This is a genomic window from Algiphilus aromaticivorans DG1253, assembly GCF_000733765.1.
Lineage (GTDB): Bacteria > Pseudomonadota > Gammaproteobacteria > Nevskiales > Nevskiaceae > Algiphilus > Algiphilus aromaticivorans.
On the sequence record NZ_JPOG01000001.1, the window covers coordinates 1,562,468 to 1,583,419 of the forward strand.

The 20,952-nt window shown below is 67.1% G+C and carries 24 protein-coding genes; 14 read left to right on the plus strand and 10 right to left on the minus strand.

Annotation, left to right across the window (positions count from 1 at the left end):
* The first annotated feature begins 25 nt into the window (after nucleotides 1-25).
* Nucleotides 26-805, plus strand: coding sequence for an SDR family NAD(P)-dependent oxidoreductase (locus U743_RS07240; RefSeq protein WP_198021966.1), 780 nt, complete (start codon nucleotides 26-28; stop codon nucleotides 803-805).
* Here U743_RS07240 and U743_RS07245 read toward each other — a convergent pair.
* From U743_RS07245 to U743_RS07265, 5 genes are read right to left on the minus strand one after another with little or no spacing between them, the layout of a single operon-like run.
* Nucleotides 711-1,529, minus strand: coding sequence for a pseudouridine synthase (locus U743_RS07245; RefSeq protein ID WP_043766870.1), 819 nt, complete (start codon nucleotides 1,527-1,529; stop codon nucleotides 711-713). The genes U743_RS07240 and U743_RS07245 overlap by 95 nt on opposite strands.
* Nucleotides 1,526-2,263, minus strand: a complete 738-nt coding sequence (scpB, locus tag U743_RS18700; protein ID WP_232226741.1) for an SMC-Scp complex subunit ScpB — start codon at nucleotides 2,261-2,263, stop codon at nucleotides 1,526-1,528. Before scpB ends, U743_RS07245 begins: the two co-directional genes overlap by 4 nt.
* Nucleotides 2,260-3,117, minus strand: coding sequence for a segregation and condensation protein A (locus U743_RS07255; protein ID WP_043766873.1), 858 nt, complete (start codon nucleotides 3,115-3,117; stop codon nucleotides 2,260-2,262). Before U743_RS07255 ends, scpB begins: the two co-directional genes overlap by 4 nt.
* Nucleotides 3,114-4,130 carry a tryptophan--tRNA ligase gene (gene trpS, locus U743_RS07260; RefSeq protein ID WP_043766877.1) on the minus strand — a complete coding sequence of 339 codons (1,017 nt, stop codon included), beginning with the start codon at nucleotides 4,128-4,130 and terminating at the stop codon, nucleotides 3,114-3,116. Before trpS ends, U743_RS07255 begins: the two co-directional genes overlap by 4 nt.
* 58 nt (nucleotides 4,131-4,188) lie before the next feature.
* The gene (locus tag U743_RS07265) at nucleotides 4,189-4,818 is read right to left on the minus strand and encodes an L-threonylcarbamoyladenylate synthase (RefSeq protein WP_043766880.1); all 630 of its coding nucleotides are present in this window, start codon (nucleotides 4,816-4,818) and stop codon (nucleotides 4,189-4,191) included.
* A gap of 98 nt (nucleotides 4,819-4,916) precedes the next feature.
* Here U743_RS07265 and U743_RS07270 point away from each other — a divergent pair, with 98 nt between their 5' ends.
* The 7 genes from U743_RS07270 to U743_RS07300 all read left to right on the plus strand — a co-directional run bounded on the left by U743_RS07270 (nucleotide 4,917) and on the right by U743_RS07300 (nucleotide 9,414).
* Nucleotides 4,917-5,468 carry an inner membrane-spanning protein YciB gene (locus tag U743_RS07270; protein WP_043766882.1) on the plus strand — a complete coding sequence of 184 codons (552 nt, stop codon included), beginning with the start codon at nucleotides 4,917-4,919 and terminating at the stop codon, nucleotides 5,466-5,468.
* The gene (locus tag U743_RS07275; RefSeq protein WP_408607354.1) at nucleotides 5,465-5,776 is read left to right on the plus strand and encodes a YciI family protein; all 312 of its coding nucleotides are present in this window, start codon (nucleotides 5,465-5,467) and stop codon (nucleotides 5,774-5,776) included. The genes U743_RS07270 and U743_RS07275 overlap by 4 nt, the downstream gene beginning before the upstream one ends.
* Nucleotides 5,773-6,069 (plus strand): BolA family protein, encoded by a 297-nt coding sequence (locus U743_RS07280; protein ID WP_043766885.1) that lies wholly within the window; start codon nucleotides 5,773-5,775, stop codon nucleotides 6,067-6,069. Before U743_RS07275 ends, U743_RS07280 begins: the two co-directional genes overlap by 4 nt.
* Before the next feature lie 2 nt (nucleotides 6,070-6,071).
* Entirely contained in the window at nucleotides 6,072-6,728 is a 657-nt protein-coding gene (locus tag U743_RS07285; protein ID WP_052367657.1) for an NfeD family protein, read from the plus strand.
* A gap of 420 nt (nucleotides 6,729-7,148) precedes the next feature.
* Nucleotides 7,149-7,472, plus strand: coding sequence for a DUF3649 domain-containing protein (locus tag U743_RS07290; protein ID WP_052367658.1), 324 nt, complete (start codon nucleotides 7,149-7,151; stop codon nucleotides 7,470-7,472).
* Nucleotides 7,469-9,049, plus strand: coding sequence for a PepSY-associated TM helix domain-containing protein (locus U743_RS07295; protein ID WP_043766888.1), 1,581 nt, complete (start codon nucleotides 7,469-7,471; stop codon nucleotides 9,047-9,049). Before U743_RS07290 ends, U743_RS07295 begins: the two co-directional genes overlap by 4 nt.
* On the plus strand, nucleotides 9,049-9,414 hold the full coding sequence (locus U743_RS07300) for a DUF3325 domain-containing protein (protein ID WP_198021967.1): 366 nt from the start codon (nucleotides 9,049-9,051) through the stop codon (nucleotides 9,412-9,414). Before U743_RS07295 ends, U743_RS07300 begins: the two co-directional genes overlap by 1 nt.
* Nucleotides 9,415-9,466: 52 nt before the next feature.
* Here the strand turns inward: U743_RS07300 and U743_RS07305 are convergent, their stop codons facing one another.
* Nucleotides 9,467-9,745, minus strand: a complete 279-nt coding sequence (locus tag U743_RS07305) for a hypothetical protein (RefSeq protein WP_043766891.1) — start codon at nucleotides 9,743-9,745, stop codon at nucleotides 9,467-9,469.
* Between the two features lie 108 nt (nucleotides 9,746-9,853).
* Here U743_RS07305 and U743_RS07310 point away from each other — a divergent pair, with 108 nt between their 5' ends.
* Entirely contained in the window at nucleotides 9,854-10,384 is a 531-nt protein-coding gene (locus U743_RS07310) for a redoxin family protein (protein WP_043766894.1), read from the plus strand.
* A 21-nt stretch (nucleotides 10,385-10,405) separates the two neighbouring features.
* On the opposite strand, the gene U743_RS07315 is transcribed toward U743_RS07310, so the two are convergent.
* Both U743_RS07315 and U743_RS07320 read right to left on the minus strand, forming a co-directional pair.
* Nucleotides 10,406-11,263 (minus strand): phosphatase PAP2 family protein, encoded by an 858-nt coding sequence (locus tag U743_RS07315; protein WP_052367660.1) that lies wholly within the window; start codon nucleotides 11,261-11,263, stop codon nucleotides 10,406-10,408.
* Nucleotides 11,264-11,308: 45 nt separating this feature from the next.
* Entirely contained in the window at nucleotides 11,309-11,929 is a 621-nt protein-coding gene (locus tag U743_RS07320) for a glutathione S-transferase family protein (RefSeq protein ID WP_043766898.1), read from the minus strand.
* Between the two features lie 211 nt (nucleotides 11,930-12,140).
* Between U743_RS07320 and U743_RS07325 the strand changes: the two genes are divergently transcribed.
* The 5 genes from U743_RS07325 to U743_RS07345 all read left to right on the plus strand — a co-directional run bounded on the left by U743_RS07325 (nucleotide 12,141) and on the right by U743_RS07345 (nucleotide 18,135).
* Entirely contained in the window at nucleotides 12,141-13,442 is a 1,302-nt protein-coding gene (locus tag U743_RS07325) for a sensor domain-containing phosphodiesterase (RefSeq protein WP_084191428.1), read from the plus strand.
* Nucleotides 13,443-13,458: 16 nt separating this feature from the next.
* Nucleotides 13,459-14,763, plus strand: coding sequence for an adenylate/guanylate cyclase domain-containing protein (locus U743_RS18030; RefSeq protein WP_052367664.1), 1,305 nt, complete (start codon nucleotides 13,459-13,461; stop codon nucleotides 14,761-14,763).
* A 67-nt stretch (nucleotides 14,764-14,830) separates the two neighbouring features.
* Nucleotides 14,831-15,643: an SDR family NAD(P)-dependent oxidoreductase gene (locus U743_RS07335; protein WP_043766901.1), complete on the plus strand. Its 813-nt coding sequence runs from the start codon at nucleotides 14,831-14,833 to the stop codon at nucleotides 15,641-15,643.
* Between the two features lie 10 nt (nucleotides 15,644-15,653).
* Nucleotides 15,654-15,980 (plus strand): DUF3634 family protein, encoded by a 327-nt coding sequence (locus tag U743_RS07340; RefSeq protein WP_052367666.1) that lies wholly within the window; start codon nucleotides 15,654-15,656, stop codon nucleotides 15,978-15,980.
* Nucleotides 15,981-16,254: 274 nt separating this feature from the next.
* On the plus strand, nucleotides 16,255-18,135 hold the full coding sequence (locus U743_RS07345; protein WP_156966360.1) for a hypothetical protein: 1,881 nt from the start codon (nucleotides 16,255-16,257) through the stop codon (nucleotides 18,133-18,135).
* A 44-nt stretch (nucleotides 18,136-18,179) separates the two neighbouring features.
* On the opposite strand, the gene U743_RS07350 is transcribed toward U743_RS07345, so the two are convergent.
* Both U743_RS07350 and U743_RS07355 read right to left on the minus strand, forming a co-directional pair.
* Entirely contained in the window at nucleotides 18,180-19,817 is a 1,638-nt protein-coding gene (locus tag U743_RS07350; protein ID WP_043766910.1) for an alpha/beta hydrolase family protein, read from the minus strand.
* 69 nt (nucleotides 19,818-19,886) lie between these two features.
* Nucleotides 19,887-20,948 carry a mechanosensitive ion channel family protein gene (locus U743_RS07355; RefSeq protein WP_043766913.1) on the minus strand — a complete coding sequence of 354 codons (1,062 nt, stop codon included), beginning with the start codon at nucleotides 20,946-20,948 and terminating at the stop codon, nucleotides 19,887-19,889.
* Nucleotides 20,949-20,952: the final 4 nt, after the last annotated feature.

Sequence of the window (20,952 nt, forward strand, 5' to 3'; positions counted from 1 at the left end):
AACCCTCAACCGGATGACGCCCAAGATGTCGCAAGCCCCCCTGCCCGCGCTGGCGCCTGATTCCCTCGCCGGCCGCGTCATTCTTGTTACCGGCGCCGGCGCCGGTCTCGGCCGCGCCACGGCGCTGCGCTGTGCACGAGCCGGCGCGCGAGTCGTGCTGCTCGGCCGCACGATCGCCAAGCTCGAAGCCACAGCCGAAGCCATCGCCGAGATCGATCATGCCGAGGAGCCCGCGGTCTATCCCATGGATCTCGCCGGCGCCAGTGACCGCGATTTCCACGAGGCTATCGACACCATCGTCGGGCAGCTCGGCGCCCTGCACAGCATCGTCCACGCCGCGGCGCAGTGGGTGGATTTCCGCCCCATGCAGGAGGTGTCGCCGCAGGACTGGGCGGGCATCATCGCCGCCAACCTCACTGCCCCCTGGGCGCTGACCCGCATCGCACTACCCCACCTACAGGCGGCCGGCGACGGTTGCGTGATCTTCTGCGACTGCCCGCCGGAGGACGGCAAGGCCCGCGCCTACTACGGCGCCTTCGGAGTTGCCAAGGCCGGCCTGCGCACGCTGGCGTCGGACTGGGCGGCGGAGAAACCGGGCGTGCGTCTGCACTGCTTCGACCCCGGTCCCATGCGCACGACCATGCGCCTGCTCGGCTACCCCGGAACCCCGCCCGAGACGCTGCCCGAGCCCGATGTTTCGGCCAAAACGCTCAGCGCCCTGCTTTGCCCGGCTTCCGGCGCGGATGCGGCGATTTGCGGGCAGCTTTTCTGGTCGGCAGATCAACCGCCAGCTGCAAGGCATTGAGCTCCTCCGGCGTTGCCTCGCGCCAGCCGGCGGAGCGGATGCCGCGGCCGAGGGCGACGGGGCCATAGCCGACGCGGATCAGACGCGCGACCTCGCAGTCCTGCGATTCCCAGAGCCGGCGCACGAGCCGGTTGCGGCCCTCGTGGACCGTGACCTCGAACCACTGGTTGCTGCTGCCACCTTCACCCGGAGGCGCGCCGATGGAGGCCAGCGCATCGAAGCGCGCGAAGCCGTCCTCCAGCTCCACACCTTCCAGTAGCCTCTGGCAGAGCGCTTCATCCACCGACCCATGCACGCGCACGGCGTAGCTGCGCGGCAGCTCGTGCCGCGGATGCATCAGCCGGCTGGCCAGTTCGCCATTGTTGGTGAAGAGCAGCAGGCCGGAAGTATTGATATCCAGCCGGCCGACGGCGATCCAGCGCCCCTGCTCCAGCTTGGGCAGTTTGCGGAAGACGGTGCGCCGGCCCTCGGGGTCGGACTCGGTGACGATCTCGCCGACGCGCTTCTTGTAGAGCAGCACGCGCGTGGCCGCCGGGGCGGCATTGGGCCGTGGCCGACGGATGTGCCGGCCATCGACGCTGATGCGGTCCTCCGGCGCAACCTGCGTGCCGGGGACGGCAACCACACCATTGACGCTGACGCGGCCTTCTCCGATCCAGGCGTCAGCCTCGCGGCGCGAGGCCACGCCGGCTTCGGCCAGCGCCTTCTGCAGTCGCTGCTTCAATGCAGTTGCTCCGGTGGGTCTACGGGGGGCACGGAGGGCTGTGCCGGTGCGCCGGCGGTCTCGGATCCGGCTTGCTCGAGGTCCGCCTCGCCTTGCGCCGCCTCTTCCTGGTCGCCCGCGCTCTGGTCGCCGGCATCGAGACGGATGCCGCGCTTTTCGGCAAGCTGCAGCAGGGCGGCCTCGAGTTGCTCGGGATCCTTGACCTCGGGCAGCGGCGGCAGCTCATCCAGGCTCTTCAGACCGAGGTCGTCGAGCAATTGCGGCGTGGTGACCAGCAGCGCCGGCCGACCGGGTACTTCCTTGACGCCGGCCTCGCGGATCCAGCCGCGATCGGTGAGCGTGCGCAGGATGTTGCTCGACACGGTGACGCCGCGCACCTCCTCGATATCCGAGCGCGTCACCGGCTGGCGGTAGCAGATGATGGCCAGGGTCTCCAGCAGCGCGCGCGACAGCTTCGGCGGGCGCTCGGCCCACAGTCGGTGCACCCAGTCGGCATAGCTATCGACGACGCGGATGCGCCAGCCGCTGGCAACCTCGTCCAGCGACAACGCGGTGCCCTCGTAGCGCTGCTGCAGGCTTTCCAGTGCAGCGCGCAGCACCTTGCGGTCGCCGGCACCGTCCTCAGTGAGCAGGCGCTGCAGCGCGTCCAGCGACAGCGGCTGATCGGAAGCCAGCAGCAGCGCCTCCAGGATATTGGGCAGATCGTTGTCGATGGCCTGCGGCGTGTCGCTCACGAAAGCTCCGCTGACTGCTGGGTGGATGCCGCCGGACTGAGGTACAGCGGCCCGAAGGCCTCGCGCTGCTCGACCGCCAGCAGCTCGCCGCGACACAGCTCCAGGATGGCCAGCACCGAGACGACGACACCGTCGCGACCCTCGGCCGGGTCCAGCAGCTGCTCGAAGCGCATGCGCCGGGCGCCGCGCAAGCGCTCCAGGATGCGCCCCATGCGCTCGCGAACCGACAGCGGCTCGTGGGCAACCTCATGCGCGCCGCGCAGCTCGGCGCGGGAGAGCACATCGGCCAGTGCGCCGAGCAGTCCACGCAGCGTCGGCACGGGCAACGCCAGCGCCGGCGGCTGCGCGGTGGGGCGCGCCTGCGCGGCGTGCATTTCGCGGCCCATGCGCGGCATGCCGTCGAGGGTCTCGGCGGCAGACTTGAAGCGCTCGTACTCCTGCAGGCGCTGCAGCAGCGCGCTGCGCGGGTCCTCCTCGTCCTCGGCCTCGTCGTTGCTGGGCCGCGGCAGCAGCACGCGCGACTTGATCTCGGCCAGCCAGGCGGCCATCAGCAGATATTCGGCGGCCAGCTCCAGCTTGAGCTGCTGCATCAGCGCGATGTACTCCATGTACTGGCGCGTGATCTGCAGGATCGGGATCTCGCGGATATCCAGATTCTGCCGCCGGATCAGATAGAGCAGCAAATCCAGCGGCCCCTCGAAGGCATCAAGGAAGATCTCCAGCGCGTCGGGTGGAATGTAGAGATCATCGGGCAGCCGCGCCAGCGGCTCGCCCTTGATGCGCACGCGCAGCGCCGGCTCGGCCTCGGCCTCGGCGGGCTGGCTTGCCTCGGCTGCCGGCGCGGTCTCGCTCATGCCGGGATGAAGCCCAGGGCGTGGTGCACGCGCTCGATGGTGGCCGCCGCGCGTGCGTTGGCCTTGGCCGCGCCGTCGCGCAGCACTTCGCGCAGCGCGGCCTCGTCACCGCGGATCTCGGCGTAGCGCTGCTGGACGGGTTCCAGCGTGGCGATGACCGCGTCCGCCACCGCTTTCTTGAAATTGCCGTAGCCGCCACCGTCGTAGTCGCGCTCGATGGTCTCGAAGGAGTCGCCGGTACAGGCAGCCAGGATCGACATCAGATTCGAGACCCCCGGCTTGTTCTCCTGGTCGAAGCGGATGGCGCCGTCCATGTCGGTGACCGCGCGCTTGATCTTGCGCTCGATGCGCTTGGGCTCGTCGAGCAGATAGACCGCGTTGGTCTCGGCGTCCTCGGATTTCGACATCTTCGCCTCCGGCGTCTGCAGGCCCATGATGCGCGCCCCGATCGGCGGCGTCATCGTCTCGGGCACGACGAAGGTCTCACCGTGGCTGCGGTTGAAGCGCTGCGCGATGGTGCGCGTCAGCTCCAGATGCTGGCGCTGATCGTCGCCCACCGGCACCTTCCTGGCGTCGTAGAGGAGGATATCGGCGGCCATCAGCACCGGGTAGCAGAACAGCCCGGCATTGACGTTGTCGGCGTGCTTGGCAGCCTTGTCCTTGAACTGGGTCATGCGCGACAGCTCGCCGTACTGCGTGTAGCAGTTCAGCACCCAGGCGAGCTGCGAATGCGCCGGTACATGCGACTGCACGAAGAGGACATTCTTGTCCGGGTCCAGGCCGCAGGCCAGGTAGAGCGCAATGAACTCGTAGCAGCGCTCCAGACGCTCGGCCGGATCCTGGCGCACCGAAATGGCGTGCAGGTCCACCAGCATGTAATGCGTATCGTAATCGGCGTTCAGCGGCAGCCAGTTGCGGATCGCGCCCAGATAATTGCCGATGGTCAGCCGGCCAGAGGGCTGAATGCCGGACAGAACCACTGGCCGCTTGTCTGCTGGGGCGTCGCTACTCATTGCTGGGGCTCGATAAGGGACTGGTTGCGCGCGAACGAGATCGGGCGCAGCGGGCGGATTATACGATCCGCTCCTCCCAGGCGGCCGCCCCGCGGCCTGCGCGGGTGATCACCGGCAATTCCTCGCTCCAGTCGATGACCGTTGTCGGCTCAACGCCGCAGTCGCCGCCCTCGATGACCACGTCCACCGCGCGGTCGAGCTGCTCGCGTGCGTCGTCCGGATGCGCCACCGGCGTGTCGTCGGGCGGCAGGATCAGCGTGCAGGAGGAAATCGCGTCGCCCAGCTCGTCGAGCATTGCCGCGACGATGTTCGAGTCCGGCACCCGCAGCCCGATGGTCTTGCGCTTTTCGTGCAGCAGGCGGCGCGGCGCCTGCTTGGTGGCGCGCAGGATGAAGGTATAGGGCCCGGGCGTGGAGGCCTTGAGCGCGCGGTACTGCCGGTTGTCGACGCGGGCGTAGCGCGCGATCTCGGACAGATCGCGGCAGACCAGCGTGAAGAGGTGATTCTTGTCGAACTGGCGGATGCGACTGATGCGCTCGGCCGCGGCCTTGTGGTCGAGGATGCTGCCCAGTGCGTAACAGCTGTCGGTGGGATAGGCCATGACCGCGCCGGCGCGCAGATGCTCCACCGCGCGGCGGATCAGCCGCGGTTGCGGATTGTCGGGATGAATGCTCAGAAACTCGGCCACACCAAACCTCCGGCCAGCAGGACTGCGGTGCACACCGCAGCCGCGCATGGTACGCCGGCAGACGGCCGAGGGCAGCCTGTGACCGCTATACTCGGGGGATGAAACAGCTGCTTGACCTCGTCCCCGCGGCCGCCTTCTTCCTGGGCTGGCTGACCTACGACATCTACGTCGCCACCGGGGCGGTCATCGTCGCGCTCTTCGCGGTGGTCGCGGCCTACTGGCTGCTGTATCGCCGCCTGCACAAGATGCATCTCTTCGCCGCCGTGGCGGCCGGCGTCTTCGGGAGCCTGACGCTGCTGCTGCGTGATCCGGTCTTCATCCAGTACAAGCCCTCGCTGGTCTACACCTGCTTCGCCATCGTCCTCGCGGGCAGCCACTTCGTGGGCGATCGCGTGCTGCTGCAGCGCCTGCCGCAGAAGGCGCTGGTCATGCCCGAGCTGCTCTGGCGCCGCCTCAACGCCGCCTGGGCGCTGTTCTTCCTGGGCATTGCTGCCCTCAACATGATCGTGGTGCACACGCAGACCGAGGCGGTCTGGGTACATTTCCGGACCTGGGGCTACAGCGTGCTGACGATGAGTTTCCTGGCGGCCTGCCTGCCCTTCGTGTCGCGCTATCTGCAGCAGGACGAAACCTCGGAGGACGGCGCGTGAGCGGCACCCTGCTCTACACCATCATCGGCCACGATGTGCCCGACTCAACCGCGCTGCGCACGGAGCTGCGACCGCGGCACCTGGAGCATCTGCGCGCGCTGCAGGAGGAAGGCCGCCTGATCGCCGCCGGGCCGCGCCCGGCAGTGGATTCGGTGGACCCCGACGCCGCCGGATACGCCGGCAGCATCGTCATCGCCGCCTTCGACAATATTGACGACGCCCGCGCCTGGGCCGATGCCGACCCCTACGCCATCGGCGGCGTCTTCGAGCGCGTCGAGGTACTGCCCTTCGTCAAGGTGCTGCCGTGAGCGATGTGCCCGACAACAGCGAGCGCCTCAGCCGCATCAAGGGCGCGCTGCGACAGGCCTTCGCGCCCGAGGAACTGCGCGTCGAGGACGAGTCGCATCTGCACGTCGGCCACGCCGGCGCGCAATCCGGCCGCGGGCACTTCCGCGTGCGCATCACCGCCGAAGCCTTCCGCGACCAGAAACTGCTCGCCCGCCACCGCGCCATTTATGACGCGCTGGGTGACATGATGCAGACCGATATCCACGCCCTGGCCATCCACGCCCGGGCGCCCGGAGAAAGCGCGGGCGTCTGAGGGTGAGCATCCGCGTCCGCAAGCGGCGCGCGCTGCACAATCTCCTGGGACTGCTCGCCGTGTCGGCAGGCGCTCTGCTGATCGGCCTGCTCAGTGACGCAGGCGGCGCGACCATCGGGCTTTCCGCCTCAGCCGGTGGACTCTGGGGGCTGCTGCACTGGCGGCAGCTGCGCGCGCGCATCCGCCGCGCCGGCGATCCGCACGCCCCCAACCGCGTTTTCGTGCGCTTCCTGTCGATCTTCGAGGCCGTGTTCACCGCCGCCGCCTGGAGTCTGCCGCTGCTCGCGGTCGTTGTCGGCCTGTTGGCGTTGCTCGCCACCCTCGACCGGCTGGCCGGCGGCTGGGGGCTCGCCGTCGCCGGTGCCTTCGGCGTGGCGGCGGCCGGCGTCTCGGCGGCGATGCTGCGCCGCCACGAGCGGAGCCACGGCGCTGTCTACTACCAGTACGCCACCGAGCACTGGGGTGGCGGCGAGTCATTACTCTTCCAGCACGGAACCGTCGTTCGCGCGCTGGCGCCGGAGGGCATGGTGCGCGTCGAGGGCTCCCTGTGGCGGGCGCGCAGCAGCGACGGACGTCATTTCGCAGAGGGCGCTGTTGTCGAAGTCATCGATCGGGACGGCCTCTGTCTGCTGGTCGCTCCGGCCGCAGATGCCGATTGAGTCGGCGCGCCATCGATCTTCGCTCCGGCGGACCAGCTCGCCAGCGTTCCACGCCGCCTCGAGTTAGCGCCGAAGCGGCCCGGTCAAGGTGTGGTTGGGTAAAGCTGGTGCGCACTCGACCCAGCGGATCAGCAATTCACACTCGAGGGTCGCCATGCCCAGAACGGCTCTGCCCCGGGGCGCTTCTAGGCGCAACGCTGTGGCTGAAGGATCGCCGCCGCCCGCATGTATATAATGCGAATACTTCGTATTTCTTTCTCCTGGGGCGAGCGCTTTCCTTCAATGGATGCGGGCAAGACACCGACCGTCGGCCGGATTCGCCACGATCACCACGGATGGCCGCGCCACGGCGCGCGCGATGCAAAGCAGCCGAGGTCTTCGGGTACGTCAGCGCCATCGCGCCGCACGCGGGCAGCGGACGTGTCGACTAGCGGCGGCTCGGCCCGACAACGACCACGCGGCGTCGTCTCCGGTCGCTATCGGCTGGCGGTCGCCTCGCGCAGCCTTGCCGCCGGCATCGGCGGCTACGGCTGCGCGGCCGCCTTTGCTGCTGCGCTGGCAGTGGCCTTGCCGCTAGCGCGCAGCGAAGCAGTGCTCTGGGGCACGATGCTCTCCTTCGCGGTATGGAGCTTGGCGGCGATCTGGGCCTTCGCCGCGCGCAGCGCCGGCCAGGCCTGGCTCGGCATCCTGCTGCCCGCTTCCGTCTTTGGCGCCGTAGTGCTGCTCGCGCCGGGGACGACATGAAGGAGGGCTTCCGCCAGGCCATGGCTTGGCTGCACACCTGGTCCGGCCTCGTCGTCGGCTGGCTGCTGTTCGCGATCTTCGTTACCGGCACCCTGGCCTACTTCCGGCCGGAGATCACGCAATGGATGCAGCCGGAGCTGCCCCGGGAGGGCAGCACCGAGCAGCACACCGAGGCCGCCGAGCGCTATCTCCGGGAGGTCGCCCCCGTGGCGCAAAGCTGGATCATCTCGCTTCCGGATGGGCGCGAGCCGCAACTGCGCGTCTTCTGGCGCGAACTCGGCGCCAGTGGCCGCTTCGAGCGCGAACTGCTCGATCCCCTCAGCGGCGAGCCGACCAGCGCGCGCGACACCATGGGCGGCAATTTCTTCTACCGCTTCCACTTCGAACTGGCCATGCCCAACCCGTGGGGGCGCTACCTGGTTGGCCTCTGCGCGATGTTCATGCTGGTGGCGATCATCACCGGCATCGTCACCCACAAAAAGATCTTCAAGGAGTTCTTCACCTTTCGACCGCGCAAGGGGCAGCGATCCTGGCTGGATTTTCACAACGTCAGCAGCGTGCTGGCTCTGCCCTTTCACCTGATGATCACCTACACCGGGCTGATCACCCTGATGCTGCTGTACATGCCATCGGCCGTGGAGCTTGCTTACGATGGTGACCGCGGCGCCCTCTTTTCCGAGGCTTTCCCGCAGCAAGAGCTCGAGCCGGCCGAGGTGCGCGCGCCCTTGGCGCCGCTGGCGCCGATAGTGGCGCAGGCCGAAGCGCGCTGGGGCCAAGACGCCAGCATCAGCCGAATCGATGTGCAGTACCCTGGCGATCAAAACGCCTCAGTGACACTGCAGCGCGGCCCCGGCCAGGGGCTTTCGCACGAAACCGACAAAGTGCGCTTCGACGGGGTCAGCGGTGAGCTGCTCGGCGACAGCGGCGCGCTGGCGCCCGCGGCGTCCACGCGCCAATTTCTCTACGGCCTGCATGTCGCGCGCTTCGCGCCGGAACTCCTGCGCTGGCTCTTCTTTGTCTCCGGGCTGACCGGTTGCCTGATGATCGCCACAGGTCTGGTGCTGTGGACGGTCAAACGTCGGCCGCAGCACCTGAAGTCCGGTCGCCTACCCTTCGGGCACGCGCTGGTCGAAGGCCTCAACGTCGCCGTCGTCGCCGGACTGCCTCTGGCAATCGCCGTCTTCTTCCATGCCAATCGGCTGCTGCCCGTGGGCATTGCGCAGCGCGCGGACTGGGAGGTCCGCGTTTTCCTGGCGTGCTGGCTCGCGGCGCTGATCCACGCCCTGCTGCGCGCGCCGCGACAGGCCTGGATCGAGCAGCTTGTCGCCGGGGCCATCGGCTACCTCCTGTTGCCGATGGTCAATCTGCTGACGACTGGCGACCATCTACCCGCTGCGCTGATGCGCGGCGACGGCGTGGCTGTCGGCTTCGACCTCACCGCGCTTGCCTGCGGTACCGCCCTCGCCCTCGTCGCGCGCGCCGTGTATCGCCGCGGCAAGACAGTGCCCGCGCAAGAGCCGAGGCAGGCAGACGGGCCGTCAACTGCCATGACCAACGCCGACGCACAGACGGGCTGATGGCACCGATGCTGCTGCCAGCGCTTGTCGCGAGCTTCTGTCTGAGCCATGCCGGCATGGCCGCATTGAGCCTGGGCATGGCGCGGCACCACCAGCAACTGCATGGTCGCCGGCCGTCAGCGACGCGCGCCCGCGCGCTGCGCACATCGGGATGGCTATTGCTGGCGCTGGCACTGGTCCCGGCCACCCATCGCTACGGGCCCGGCATCGGCACGGTGGCCTGGCTTGGCAGTCTGAGCGCAGCAGCCTGGCTGCAGGTTCTGCTGTTGAGTTATCGGGTTCGCTGGACCGCCCGGCTGGCAGGCATCAGCGGGCTGGGCGGCGCGACCGCACTAGCCGGGCTCTGCGTTGCTTCGGTTGCCTAGTTGCGAGCCCAGCGGTGCCGGCGTGGAATCCACGACGGGCGCTGCGACGCGATCAGCGGTTGCCCCAGATTCTGGCCACCGCCCGATCGCTACCGAGCGTTCCTACCACGAGGCAGAGCCCGCTTACACTCGCGAAAACCAGCGTTGACAGCAAGCCGAATAACTCACCCAAGGCAAGCGAGAAATAGAGCGCGACTGCGGCGAGCACAAGGAACAAGACGCCGACGACAATGAGAATCTTGCGATGTATCGGCCGATACTCGTAAGTGCCCTCACCGCTTTCTAAGCCTTGCAGCAGCGGCTGGAGGATGACTTTGAGGCGCTTCTTCATGCGGATAGCCAGTGGGGGGAATCGCGATTCGGGCCGTTCGATGCGGCGACCCGGTCAGGACAACGCGTTATTGTTTCACAGCCTTGAGCACGCCAAGAATCCGCCCGCATGGCCGACAACGAAAACGCCGCCTCCGAAGCCAGGACACCACGCTGGCGACGCTGGCTCATCGAGGCGCTGGTCGTCGTGCTCCTCGTCGCGGGGATCCGAATCTGGATGCAGCGGGGCATGGTGGATGGCGAAGCGCCCGCGCTTGCCGCCATCACCCTCGACGGCGTACCGGTGCAGCTCGCTGATTACCCCGACGGCCCCGTCCTCCTGCACTTCTGGGCGATCTGGTGCGGCGTCTGCGAGCTGACGCAGTCCGGCATCGAGGCGCTTGCCGACGACCGTGCCGTGCTAACGGTGGCGCTGCGCTCGGGCGGCGCCGAAGCGGTACGTGCGCACATGAAGCGCGAGGGCCTGAGCCATCCCGTAGTGCTCGATGACAGCGGAAGGCTGGCCGACCGCTTCGGCGTCAGCGGCGTTCCGGCCTCCTTCATCATCGATAGCACCGGCCGCATCCGTTATCGCAACACCGGCCTGACACCCGCCTGGGAGCTGCGCCTGCGCATGGCCTGGCTGGAATGGTGGGGCTAAGCGAACCAGCGCAACTTCACTCTAACGCGCTTCGACGGTGCGGTACCCCTGCCACCATTCCGCCACGGCGATGCCAGCGACCACCCAGAATGCGCCGTTGACGAGACCGGCTGCGATATCGCTGAGGTAGTGCACGCCGATGATGAGGCGACTCATCGCCACCAGAACCACGAGCATCGCGGCCATGAGCACGACTTCCAGGCGCAGCCTCGGATTGGCCGCCGTACGCGCCAGGGCGTAGGCGACGAAGCCGTAGACCGCCATCGCTCCGGTGGTGTGCCCACTCGGAAAGGAGGGCGTCGCGGCCTCGACAAAGGTGACGACCTCCGGCCGCGGCCGGTCGATGACGTACTTGCCCAGCAGCGTCGCGATCTGGGAACCGGCCACGCTCAGCAGCAGCCCCACAAGCAGGCCCTGCCGGCGCAGTGCAAGCAGGAAGGCACCGGCAACCAGACCGGCCACTGTCAGGCTTTGCGGGTCGCCGAAGACCGTCAGCCACGCGAACAGCGCGACGAAGCGCGCCTCGCGCAGCCAGCCCAGGCTGCCGTGAATGCGCTCGTCCAGCCGCTGCAACTCGCTGTCCTCACGCAATTCGTCGATGAGTTCGCCGCCCAAGCCGAGCAGATGCAGGCTCAGCAGTGCCAGCGCCGTCAGCGGCAGGCCTGAGAAGTGCCGTGTATCGAAGCGCGCGCGCAGCCACCCCCCGATGCGCGGCCAGCGCGTCTCAATGGCCCCCGCCGGCACATCCAGGCGTAACGACGCGACCCCGGCGCACAGTCGCACCCACATGCAGTGGCGGCGGCGCCACAGCGCGACAACAGCCCATCGCGCGCCGAGTAGCACCCCGATAAGCCCCAGTAGAAGGGTCCAGAAATGCACCGGCTTCTCCCGCCTAGGGGCTCAGCGGCTTAGGTAACAAGCGCGTCAGGCGGCAAAGGCCTGCTCGGCGGCCGGACGCTCGGCGATGCGGTCGTACCAGGCGCGCAGATTCGTCTGCTCGTCCGCGATGGCGAACTTGGCGATGCGGAAGAAGCGGATCGAGCACCACGCCGTGATGTCGGCGATGCTGAATGCCTCGCCAGCGATGTAGGGGCGCTCGCCGAGTTCGCGGTCGAGGCGCTTCATGCGCTTGTCCGCAAGCACGCGCTGCTTCTCGCCGTACTCCGGCACCTGATCCTCCAGCGCTTCCATGGCCGGATGCGTGTGCCGGAAGGCCATGGCCATGGGCATCATCAGTTCGAACTCCATCATGCGGTTGTGCATGTCGATGCGTGCCTGTTCGAGGCCGTCGCGTCCCAGCAACGGCGGCTCGGGATGCAGCGACTCGATATAGCGGCAGATGGATACCGTCTCGCAGAGGCTGCTGCCATCGTCTAGCAACAACGCGGGCGTGCGCCCATTGGGCGCGATGGCGCGATACTCGGGCGTCTTGTGCTCGCCCTTCATCAGGTCGATCACCACCTTTTCGATCTCGACGCCCTTCTCGGCGAGAAAGAAATGAACGCGCGCGGGGCTGATGGCCTTCGGCGTGGTGTAAAGCTTCATTGCGGGATCTCCGTGAGCGATAAGGGCGTATTGCATTGGACAAACGCCATGGTGCCGCAGCGCGTAAGCAAGCGTCGCCGCCAGCCTATCCATTCGGTCGAGCCCGTCGACTCTAGGCAACCTGCTCCCCGGCAATGCGCGCTGGCGAGGTGCACCGATTGCTGCAGCAACTGCGCTGCCATGGGACCGCCTAAGCAGGCTTGGAAACGCAATGTGCACCGTGTTTGTACCCGGGCTCGCTCCACGTAGAATCGTCTCGGGAACGATCAGGAAATCAGCCCGGCTTACTCGGGCGGGGGTAACAAGGATCAGCCTCAATACCGAATACTTCCCGTTGCCTCCAACGCACGAAGAGGCGATCTCCGTGTCTGCAGTACTCGCTGCGGCGCGCCGGCATATCAAGGCCGATATCGCCTTTCTGGCGGAGTTTCGCGGCGAATCCGAGATTATCCGCAAGCTGGATGGCAATGGCGCCGCGGTCGGCCTGCACGAAGGATCGGTCCTTCCTCTCGTGGAAACCTACTGCTATCACGTTGTCAACGGCAGCGTGCCGCGACTCGTTCCGGACAGCAGCGCGGACGAACGGGTTCGGGACCTTCCGACCACGCAGCGGCTCAATATCGGCGCCTACCTCGGCACCCCCATCCGTTTCGGTGACGGGCGCGTCTACGGAATGCTCTGCTGCATCAGCCATGAGGCTGATCCCTCCATCCAGGATCGCGACATCAAACTGATCGAGATCCTCGCCGAGATCATCGGCGAGCAACTCGCGCTCGAGGAGGACCGATCCGCCGCAACCCACGATATGCGCGCGAGAATCCGGGGAATCATTGATCACACCGGCTTGCGCATGGTCTTCCAGCCCATCGTCGATCTTGGCAGCCGTGAGGTGGTCGGCTATGAATCGCTGGCACGCTTCGACGCCGAGCCCCACCGCCCACCCAATAAATGGTTTGCCGAAGCCTGGCAGGTCGGCCTCGGCATCCAACTCGAGATTCTTGCGGTCCGGGCGGCTTTAGCACGCCTCTCTGATCTGCCATCCCCCTTCTACCTCTCGGTCAACGTTTCGCCGGCAACACTGCAGTCGGAGATGTTCTCGGAAGCAATCGCGGGCGCGGATTCCCGGCGCATCGTCGTGGAAGTGACGGAGCACGATGCCATCGACGAATACCTGCCACTCCTGCAAGCTGTAAGCCGCTTGAACGCCGAGGGATTTCGGCTCGCTATCGACGATGTTGGCACCGGCTACTCCGGCCTGTCGCATATCGTGCAGGTGCGGCCCGGCATTCTGAAGCTGGACATGTCGCTGACGCGTGGCGTGCACACGGACCCCGGCAAGCAGGCCCTCGCTGCCGCCACCGCGGCATTTGCCGCCCGTATGCAAATGCAGGTCATCGCGGAAGGCATTGAATCCGCGGAAGACGCGATGGCACTGCAAGTGCTTGGCATACCTTTCGGCCAGGGCTTCCTCTACGGCCACCCGTCGGAGCTTCCCGAAATGTCCAGCGAATGACCCGGATTAAGCGGCGGTGATCATCAGCGCGCTTGTGGCGCAGCCCGGACATGGCGTGGCAGCCCTGCTCGCAGCCGGCATCGGGCTGATCTTCCTGCGTGCCGATGTCCGTGGCGGCGCCAGTCGCGCGCTCTCGCTCTGTCTCATCGCCATCGCTGCCGCCCTAGTCCTGATCGTGCTGAGTCTGGAGCGCAGCGGTAGCGCGGCGTGGTGGTTGATGCTTCTACGGCAGATTGTCGAGGTCATCGCGATTCTTGCCGGCATCGAATGGGGGCGGCGCATCGGCGCGACCACCCCCTCGCGCCTGACCAGCGTCGCCGGCTGGCTGTTCCGGGCGGCGCAGTTGCTCGCCGTTGTCTACGGCGGCCTGCTGGTCGGCTATCTGCTGATCGCGCCGGAGCAGGCGGTGACACGGCCCAGCGGCCTCGTGGAGGTGCGCGGCCTGGAATTCGCGATCTTCGCCCCGGTCCTGGGCAGTGCCATTCTGCTGGCCGCTATCGCGATCCTGCTGCTGCGGCTCTCGCCCATCGACCGCGCCGAGTTGCTGCGCATTCGCGCCCTGTTCTGGGCGGCACCTTGGTTGCTGGCGGCGCTGGTCGCCACCCGCGCGGCAGTGCCCTATCTGCTCACTGTGGGTCTGCTGATCTTCCTGCTCGGCGCAGTGCGTTATCTGATGCTGCAAAGCGAGCGCGGGCTCGCCATGAGCCAATTCGTCGCGCCGAAGATCGCCGGCATGGTCCGCAAGCGCGGGCTGCAGCCGGTCATGCGACGGGAGCGCCGCGAGATCACCGCGATCATGTGCGATCTGCGCGGTTTCACCGCCTTCGCCGCGCGCTCAGAGCCCGACGTGGTAGTGGATCTTCTGGAAGCTTTTTACCAACGTGCAGGGGCTATCGCCGCGACCTACGACGCCACCGTCAAGGATCACGCAGGCGACGGCCTGCTGATCCTCGTGGGTGCACCCGACGCCGTCGCACAGCCGGGCGCGGTGGCTGCGCGCATTGCTCTAAAGCTGATGACGAGCTTCCGCACCGAAGCCGATGAAGACGCATTGCCGGGGCTGGGCATCGGCATTGCCAGCGGCGCCGCCACGGTCGGTGCGGTCCGAGGCGCCGGACGGCTCGAGTACGTGGCGATCGGCGATCCCGTGAATCTGGCGGCACGCCTCTGCGGTCACGCCGCCGACGGCGAAGTACTCTGCGACGATGCCACGCGGGCGCAGCTCGACGATGCGCCGGATATCGCCACCGTGAGTGCTACGCCCGTTCAGCTAAAGGGCTTCGAGGAAGCCGTCACGCCCTATAGGCTGCAGGGGCAATAGGCGCTGCGCGCGCGACCTGCGGATCAGACGCTAAGCTGGCCACTCCATATTCCCGAAGGAAGACGTCATGTCCGTGGCAGGCAAGCACATCGTGCTGACCGGCGCATCCAGCGGTATCGGCGAGTCTGCCGCGCTTCGACTGGCCGAACTGGGCGCGCGGCTATGCCTGGTCGCAAGACGCGAACCCGAGCTGCTGCGCGTGCGCGACGCCGTTCTCGAGGCCGGTGGCGAAGCCGACATCTACCCCGCCGACCTGAGCGATCAGGAGGCCGTCGGCGCGCTGGCGCAGCGCCTGCTCGACGAACAGCCGCGCATCGACGTGCTGATCAACAACGCCGGGCGCTCCATCCGCCGGCCGGTCGCCGAGTCGCTGGACCGCTTCCACGACTACACGCGCACCATGCAGCTCAACTACTTCGCGCCGGTGCAGCTGACCCTCGCCCTGCTGCCGCGCTTCTACGCGCAGGGCGCCGGGCACATCATCAACGTCTCCAGCATGGCAGCGCTGATCCCTACGCCGCGCTTCTCGGCCTACACCGGCAGCAAGTGCGCCCTCGACGGCTTCTCGCGAACGCTGGCCGCCGAGCACGTCGGCCGCGGCATCGCCGTCACCACCATCAACTATCCGCTGGTGAAGACGCCGATGACTGCGCCCACGCGCATCTATCGCTATCTGCCGCAGATGGACCGGCGCAAGGCTGCGGAATGGATGGTGGAAGCCATCGCGCGGCGCCCGGTGCGCATGACCACCTACACCGGCCGCACCTGGGGCACGGCCACCGCCGCGCTGCCCGGTCCCACCGTACGCGCCACGGGCCGCATCTTCCGCACCGTAGGCGAGGCCCTGCGCCGGCGGGCCGAGCGCGACAGCCAGGCCTGAGGCAGCCACCGTGGCCGAATCCGGCCCCCGAACGCAGGGGCGACGACTCGCCCTGATCGCGGCGCTGCGCCTGCGCGGTGCGCAGTTCGCGCTGCTGCGGGACGGCGGACGAACGCAGACGCTGTTCGGCAAGCCTCCGACCGGTTTCGTCAGCGCCTGCGACGAGATTCTCGAGCAGAAGGGCATACGCCGGACATGGCTCGCCCAGGCTGGTAGAGGCGCGCGCGCCCGGCTCCTCTTCGCGGAAGACCTGCCCGAGGGCGTGCGCCAGCGCATCCGCAACGTCTGGACGCCGCCGCGCCGGCCCACCACCGCGGGCTCCGGCAAGCGCGCCTGAGCACGACGACGGCTTTGCGGCGGCCGGCGCATCGGCTAAGCAGGCAACATGAGCAAGCCCGGCTTGTGTGCTGCAACGTACATACAGCGGTTCCCGACTTGCTTAGCTTGACTCCTTCTCGCCGCTGCCGGAGTCAGAAGTCATGCCCATCCATCTCAAGCCCGTAGGCCTAGGTCTAGCCGGACTTCTTCTACTTCTCAGCGGTTGTGGCGGTGGTGGCGGCGGCAACGGCCCGCCCGGCCCGGACGCTTTCAGTTTCGTTGATCAGCCAGGAGTGACTCCCAATAGCGTAGTTACCTCCGAAGCCGTCACCATCACGGGCATGCGAGGCACGCTACCCGTCACGGTCGACGGCGGGCGGTACTCCATAGGCTGCACGACAGAGTATGTCGCTACCGCTGGCAGCATCGACAATGATCAGACGGTCTGCCTGCGCCACACCTCCGCGAGTGGCGGCGATATCCGGACAGAAACGACGCTGACCGTCGGCGAGGTATCCGCTGGCTTCAATTCGGTGACGCAGCTGGATACTGAAACCCTTGGGCTGCTCAGCTACCTCGACGGCAACGGCGAACTCCTGGTCTTGGACCCGACCGGCATCCCAACAGCAGCCGATGCCCGTCTCGCCGATAGCGGCATCGCACCGCTGCCGGCGGGAGAGCCATGCGTGGCCTGCTTCGGGCAGGCACGCGCCTACCCCGCAGGCGAGCTCTCCGGCTCGACCTTCAGCGGTGTGCACTTCGCGAGGCTCGCCTACATCAAGCGCGCCGTCGGCAACGACAGCGGTGGACAGGTCTTTCGACTGGAGACCACGCCCGGTCCGGCGACGCCCGTACCTCACCGAATCTCGTCAATCGGCGACGCCTGTCGCATCACCCCCACGCAAACCGATGACTGGTTCGACGTGGATGCTGCCGCCGTTGTCATCGAACGCGCCGGCCCGGACGAGAAGTGCAGCCAAACCGAGGACAACGCGGCCACGGTCATTCGGCTGAGCTCGCCTACCTCCGACCCTGGCACCAACCTTTCACTGGCACTGAATACGAAGAACCCCCTGCACGCACGCCGTGATGCCAGCGGGGCGATCACGGGTTATCTGTCCTTCGAAATCGATCAAAGCAACCCTGCTGATCCGGTTTCCGAGTTGGTCCTTCGGGATCTCGACTTCGGTCGCGTCGCGCGTCTGGCAACCCTCGCGCCCCTGGACATCACAGCTGCTTCGCAGATCGAGCAGATCGGGCTGAGCGGCCTATTCATCAGCATGACCCCTACCGGTGAGAGTCTGCAGCTCTTTCGGCTGAATGCCGACGCGAGCTTGTCACCGTCGCTGCACACCTTCCAGGGCTTCAATGCCGACAGCCCCTTGCGCAAGCACTTGAGCGACGCGAACCATCTCTATTTCGCCGATGCCAATCGCCTCATGCGCCTGCCTCTGGATGCCGACGGAACATCAAGCGCGCGCCTTCTGACGACACTGGACAGCGCCCTCAAGATCGAAGGCGAACGTCGACTCGATCCGGACAGCAGCCCTGCACGTGTCGTCTTCGAAGCCGTCGATGAAAGCTTCACGGTGGAAAGCGGTGTCTTCTCCGTCGCCGCCAATGCCGACGACGCCCCCGTCACCGTACTGGCCCAGTACCCGGACTCCGACGGCGGCGAAGCCAAGCTCCAGGCCGTTGTTGCCGGCAGCGCCTATATCAACATCACCGAATTCGGCGTGCTGGTTCCGGAGGATGCCCTGCGTATCGCCACCGACGGCAGCAACAGCGACCTCATCGACAGTGGTTACTGGGCCGGGAGCAGCCGGCAGACCAGCTTCGATCTCGCCGACATCGGTGCAATCCCGCCCGAATTCATCTTCCTGGTCACACGCACGCAGGGTGAATTCACCGCTGACGACACCCTTCAGTCCGTCGACCCCGAGACCGGGGAGCGGCTCAAGACGCAAGGGACCGCCGACGACGCGGCTACCTTCCAGTCCGTCAGGGCTTCCGGCTTCGGTCGCTACCTGCTGGCGCGCGGCGAAATCAGTCGCTTCGGCACCCCGGATCACGACGTCTACTTCCTGGACGCCGAGAATGCGGACTCCTTCACCCCGCTCGCCGTGACCCGCGACACCAACGACATCCCGCTGAACCTGCGCGCCGACTTCTAAGCCGCAGCCGCCTACCCGGCCACAGCGCCGGGCAGGCGGCTCGCTCAGTCCGCACAGCCGTTGAGCATGTCCGCGCAGAAGCGCTGGTGACCCTGACGGTCCGGGAAGCTGCGCGCCGACTCGAAGTGATAGCTCAGGCGATCCCGGTAACGCGCGTCGTCGAGCAGCCGCGCGTCGGCGTTGTCGTAACCGGTTTCGCCGGGCTGCTTGAGCCAGCGGTCGAACCAGGCGACGGTGTAGTAGTCGGCCATGGGCAGGCCCCAGCCGCCCTGGCATTCGCCGTCGACGACCTCCGGACACCAGGAAGTCGCCGGGAACAGCGGCAGCAGCGACCACTCATAGTGCGAGGAGCCCTTGATGGTGAAGGCAAAGCTCGGCACGCCGGCATCGCGCCAATGTTCAAAGCCGCGCTTGTAGGCCTGCTCGGGCGGCGGCTGCACATAGGGAATCGGCGCGGCGCCGTAGTCCGAGAAATGCATCATCGCCGGCACGCGCGGCACTACTTCCGGCTCCCCGCCAGCCAGCGTGCCACTGATCAGCTCGAAGAGCTCGCGATACAGCGGCACGTCCAGATGCTCGAGTTGACCATAGGCGCCAAACTCGCCCTGCGGGTCGACCATGCCGTCCCAGGCGACCACCGCCTTGACCGGATTTGTGTCGGACAGCTGCCCCGGCCAGGGCGCGGTGCCGCCCTCGCCCAGCGCCTGCACCACCGCCACGCTGTATCCGCCAGTGGAATGCCCAGCCAGGCCGATGCGTTGGCCGTCGGTAACGGCCGCGAAAGGATTGTGCGGCGCGGTTTCGGTGGGATAGACATCGCCGCAGGCCGCATCGTGCGGGTAAGGCGTGTCCGGTGAGGACTGCAGGAAGTCGATGGCGTCGACCATCTCGCGGTAGAAGACGGTCGGGTCGAGATCGGTGCCGGGCTGACCGCCGGGGGCCGTGAAGTCGGAGCGTCCCTGCCCGCGAACGTCGAAAGTGAGCGCCACATAGCCGGCTTCGACCAGCGACTGCGCCGCCCACCAGTGCACCGTCTGCGGCGCCTGGATGGAGCCGGTCTGGATGACCACGGCCGGCAGCGGCTCGGTCGCCCCCTGCGGCTTCCAGACGCGCGCATTCAGACGCGTGCAATCGCGGTCGTAGAAGACCAGATCCTGCACCGTGCCGGTCTCGTTATAGAAGGGATCGACATCGGCCCAGTCGAAGGGATCGCCCGTGCAGGGGCCGGCGTAGGTCGCGCATAGCGGCGTCGCCGGAGAGCCGAAGGACAGCGAAAGGGCGGCCTGCGGGTCATCGCCGATGCGCCCCACTAGATCCTGCAACCAGGCGAGATCGAGCAGGTCGCTGATCTGCCCGCCACCAAGCGAGGCCAGCGCCCAGCTCGGATCCGCCGCCAGTCGCTCTAGGTAGCTCGCTGTGTTGGCGCCGCTGCGCGCGACCAGCCGCTCGACGAATGCGGGGTTGGCGACCTGCTCGGTTGGCGCCTCAAGCACGCGGGCGTAGTTCTCGGCCTCGCGCGCCGTCCAGGCCGGCGACGGGAAGCTCGGCTCCGCGCTTTCGCTGCTTTCGTCGTCCTGGTCATCGCTGTGCTGCTCAGGTGCGCTGCTGCTACCGCCACAGGCAGCCAGCGCTAAAACGACGAACACGCAGAGTATGGCGCTGCGAAAAAGATCAGCCGACATGCATCCCCCCACTGATAAGTGGCGCGGAGCTTAGCGCGCGCAGCACAGCGACAAAAGGTGACGATGCGCTCAGGTTTCGGCCTCACCGCTAAGCAACTCGCCACGCACCCGCGGCAGGTGCTCCGGATAGCGCGCCTGCAGGAAGGCGATTAGCCCCTCGCGGATCTCACAGCGCAGATCCCAGAGGATGCTGGAGTCTGTGGCGCTCATCAGGAAGCGCAGTTGCTGACTGCGCTCGCCGGACTCGACGGTCTGCACGTTCTCGGTGACACCATCCCAAAGAGCGGAGGCGCGTAGTAGACGCCCGAACTCATCGCGCAGGGGCTGCATGGGAACCTTGTAGTCGAGCGAGATGGTCACCGTACCCATCATCTCGGTGTTGTTTCTCGACCAGTTCTGGAAGGGGTTGTCGATGAACCATTGCAGCGGCACGATCAGCCGCCGCAGATCCCAGACGCGCAGCACGACGTAAGTGGCCGTGATCTCCTCCACCCAACACCACTCGTCCTGCACGCGCAGCACATCGCCGATGCGGAAGGGCTGCGTCAGCGCAATCTGCACGCCTGCCAGTAGATTGCTCAGCACCGGGCGCGCGGCAAAACCGAGGATGATGCCGCCGACACCGGCCGAGGCCAGCAGGCTGGTACCCAGCTGCTGCACCGGACGGATCGTCATCAACGCCGCGCCCACCCCCACGATCACGATCAGGATGTTCAACCCCCGGATCAGCACGCGCGTCTGCGTCTCGACCTTGCGAGCGTAGCGCCAGTCGTGCTTCATGGACGGGTTCATCGCCACGATGACTTCGCCGATCGCCGACGAACAACGCACGGCCGCCCATGTGAGCGAAAGAATCAGCAGCAGCGTCAGTATCCGCTGCAGTACCGTCATACTGGGCAGATCTTCCGGCGCCGCGGCGAGACCAAAGTGCAAGGCCAGAAGCGCCAGCGCTACCCCCAGCGCACGGGCGGCAGCATCGAGGAAGATGCGCGCCACGGCCTCGGGCCGCGTCACTCGTCGAACAATCGCCAGCATCACCCGATAGGCGACGTGCGCAACAGCAACTGCCAGCAGCGCCGAAAGTCCCGGCCACAGCCAGACGGCAAGTACCTCAGCCAGCGCATCCTGCATCCCT

Coding starts and splice junctions, on each gene's coding strand:
- U743_RS07310 (WP_043766894.1), top strand. CDS start 9,854: ATGGCCGACAACGAAAACGCCGCCTCCGAAGCCAGGACACCACGCTGG.
- U743_RS07325 (WP_084191428.1), top strand. CDS start 12,141: ATGTGCACCGTGTTTGTACCCGGGCTCGCTCCACGTAGAATCGTCTCG.
- trpS (WP_043766877.1), bottom strand. CDS start 4,130: ATGAGTAGCGACGCCCCAGCAGACAAGCGGCCAGTGGTTCTGTCCGGC.
- U743_RS07320 (WP_043766898.1), bottom strand. CDS start 11,929: ATGAAGCTTTACACCACGCCGAAGGCCATCAGCCCCGCGCGCGTTCAT.
- U743_RS07305 (WP_043766891.1), bottom strand. CDS start 9,745: ATGAAGAAGCGCCTCAAAGTCATCCTCCAGCCGCTGCTGCAAGGCTTA.
- U743_RS07270 (WP_043766882.1), top strand. CDS start 4,917: ATGAAACAGCTGCTTGACCTCGTCCCCGCGGCCGCCTTCTTCCTGGGC.
- U743_RS07255 (WP_043766873.1), bottom strand. CDS start 3,117: ATGAGCGAGACCGCGCCGGCAGCCGAGGCAAGCCAGCCCGCCGAGGCC.
- U743_RS07295 (WP_043766888.1), top strand. CDS start 7,469: ATGAAGGAGGGCTTCCGCCAGGCCATGGCTTGGCTGCACACCTGGTCC.
- U743_RS07240 (WP_198021966.1), top strand. CDS start 26: ATGTCGCAAGCCCCCCTGCCCGCGCTGGCGCCTGATTCCCTCGCCGGC.
- U743_RS07335 (WP_043766901.1), top strand. CDS start 14,831: ATGTCCGTGGCAGGCAAGCACATCGTGCTGACCGGCGCATCCAGCGGT.
- U743_RS07355 (WP_043766913.1), bottom strand. CDS start 20,948: ATGCAGGATGCGCTGGCTGAGGTACTTGCCGTCTGGCTGTGGCCGGGA.
- U743_RS07350 (WP_043766910.1), bottom strand. CDS start 19,817: ATGTCGGCTGATCTTTTTCGCAGCGCCATACTCTGCGTGTTCGTCGTT.
- U743_RS07300 (WP_198021967.1), top strand. CDS start 9,049: ATGGCACCGATGCTGCTGCCAGCGCTTGTCGCGAGCTTCTGTCTGAGC.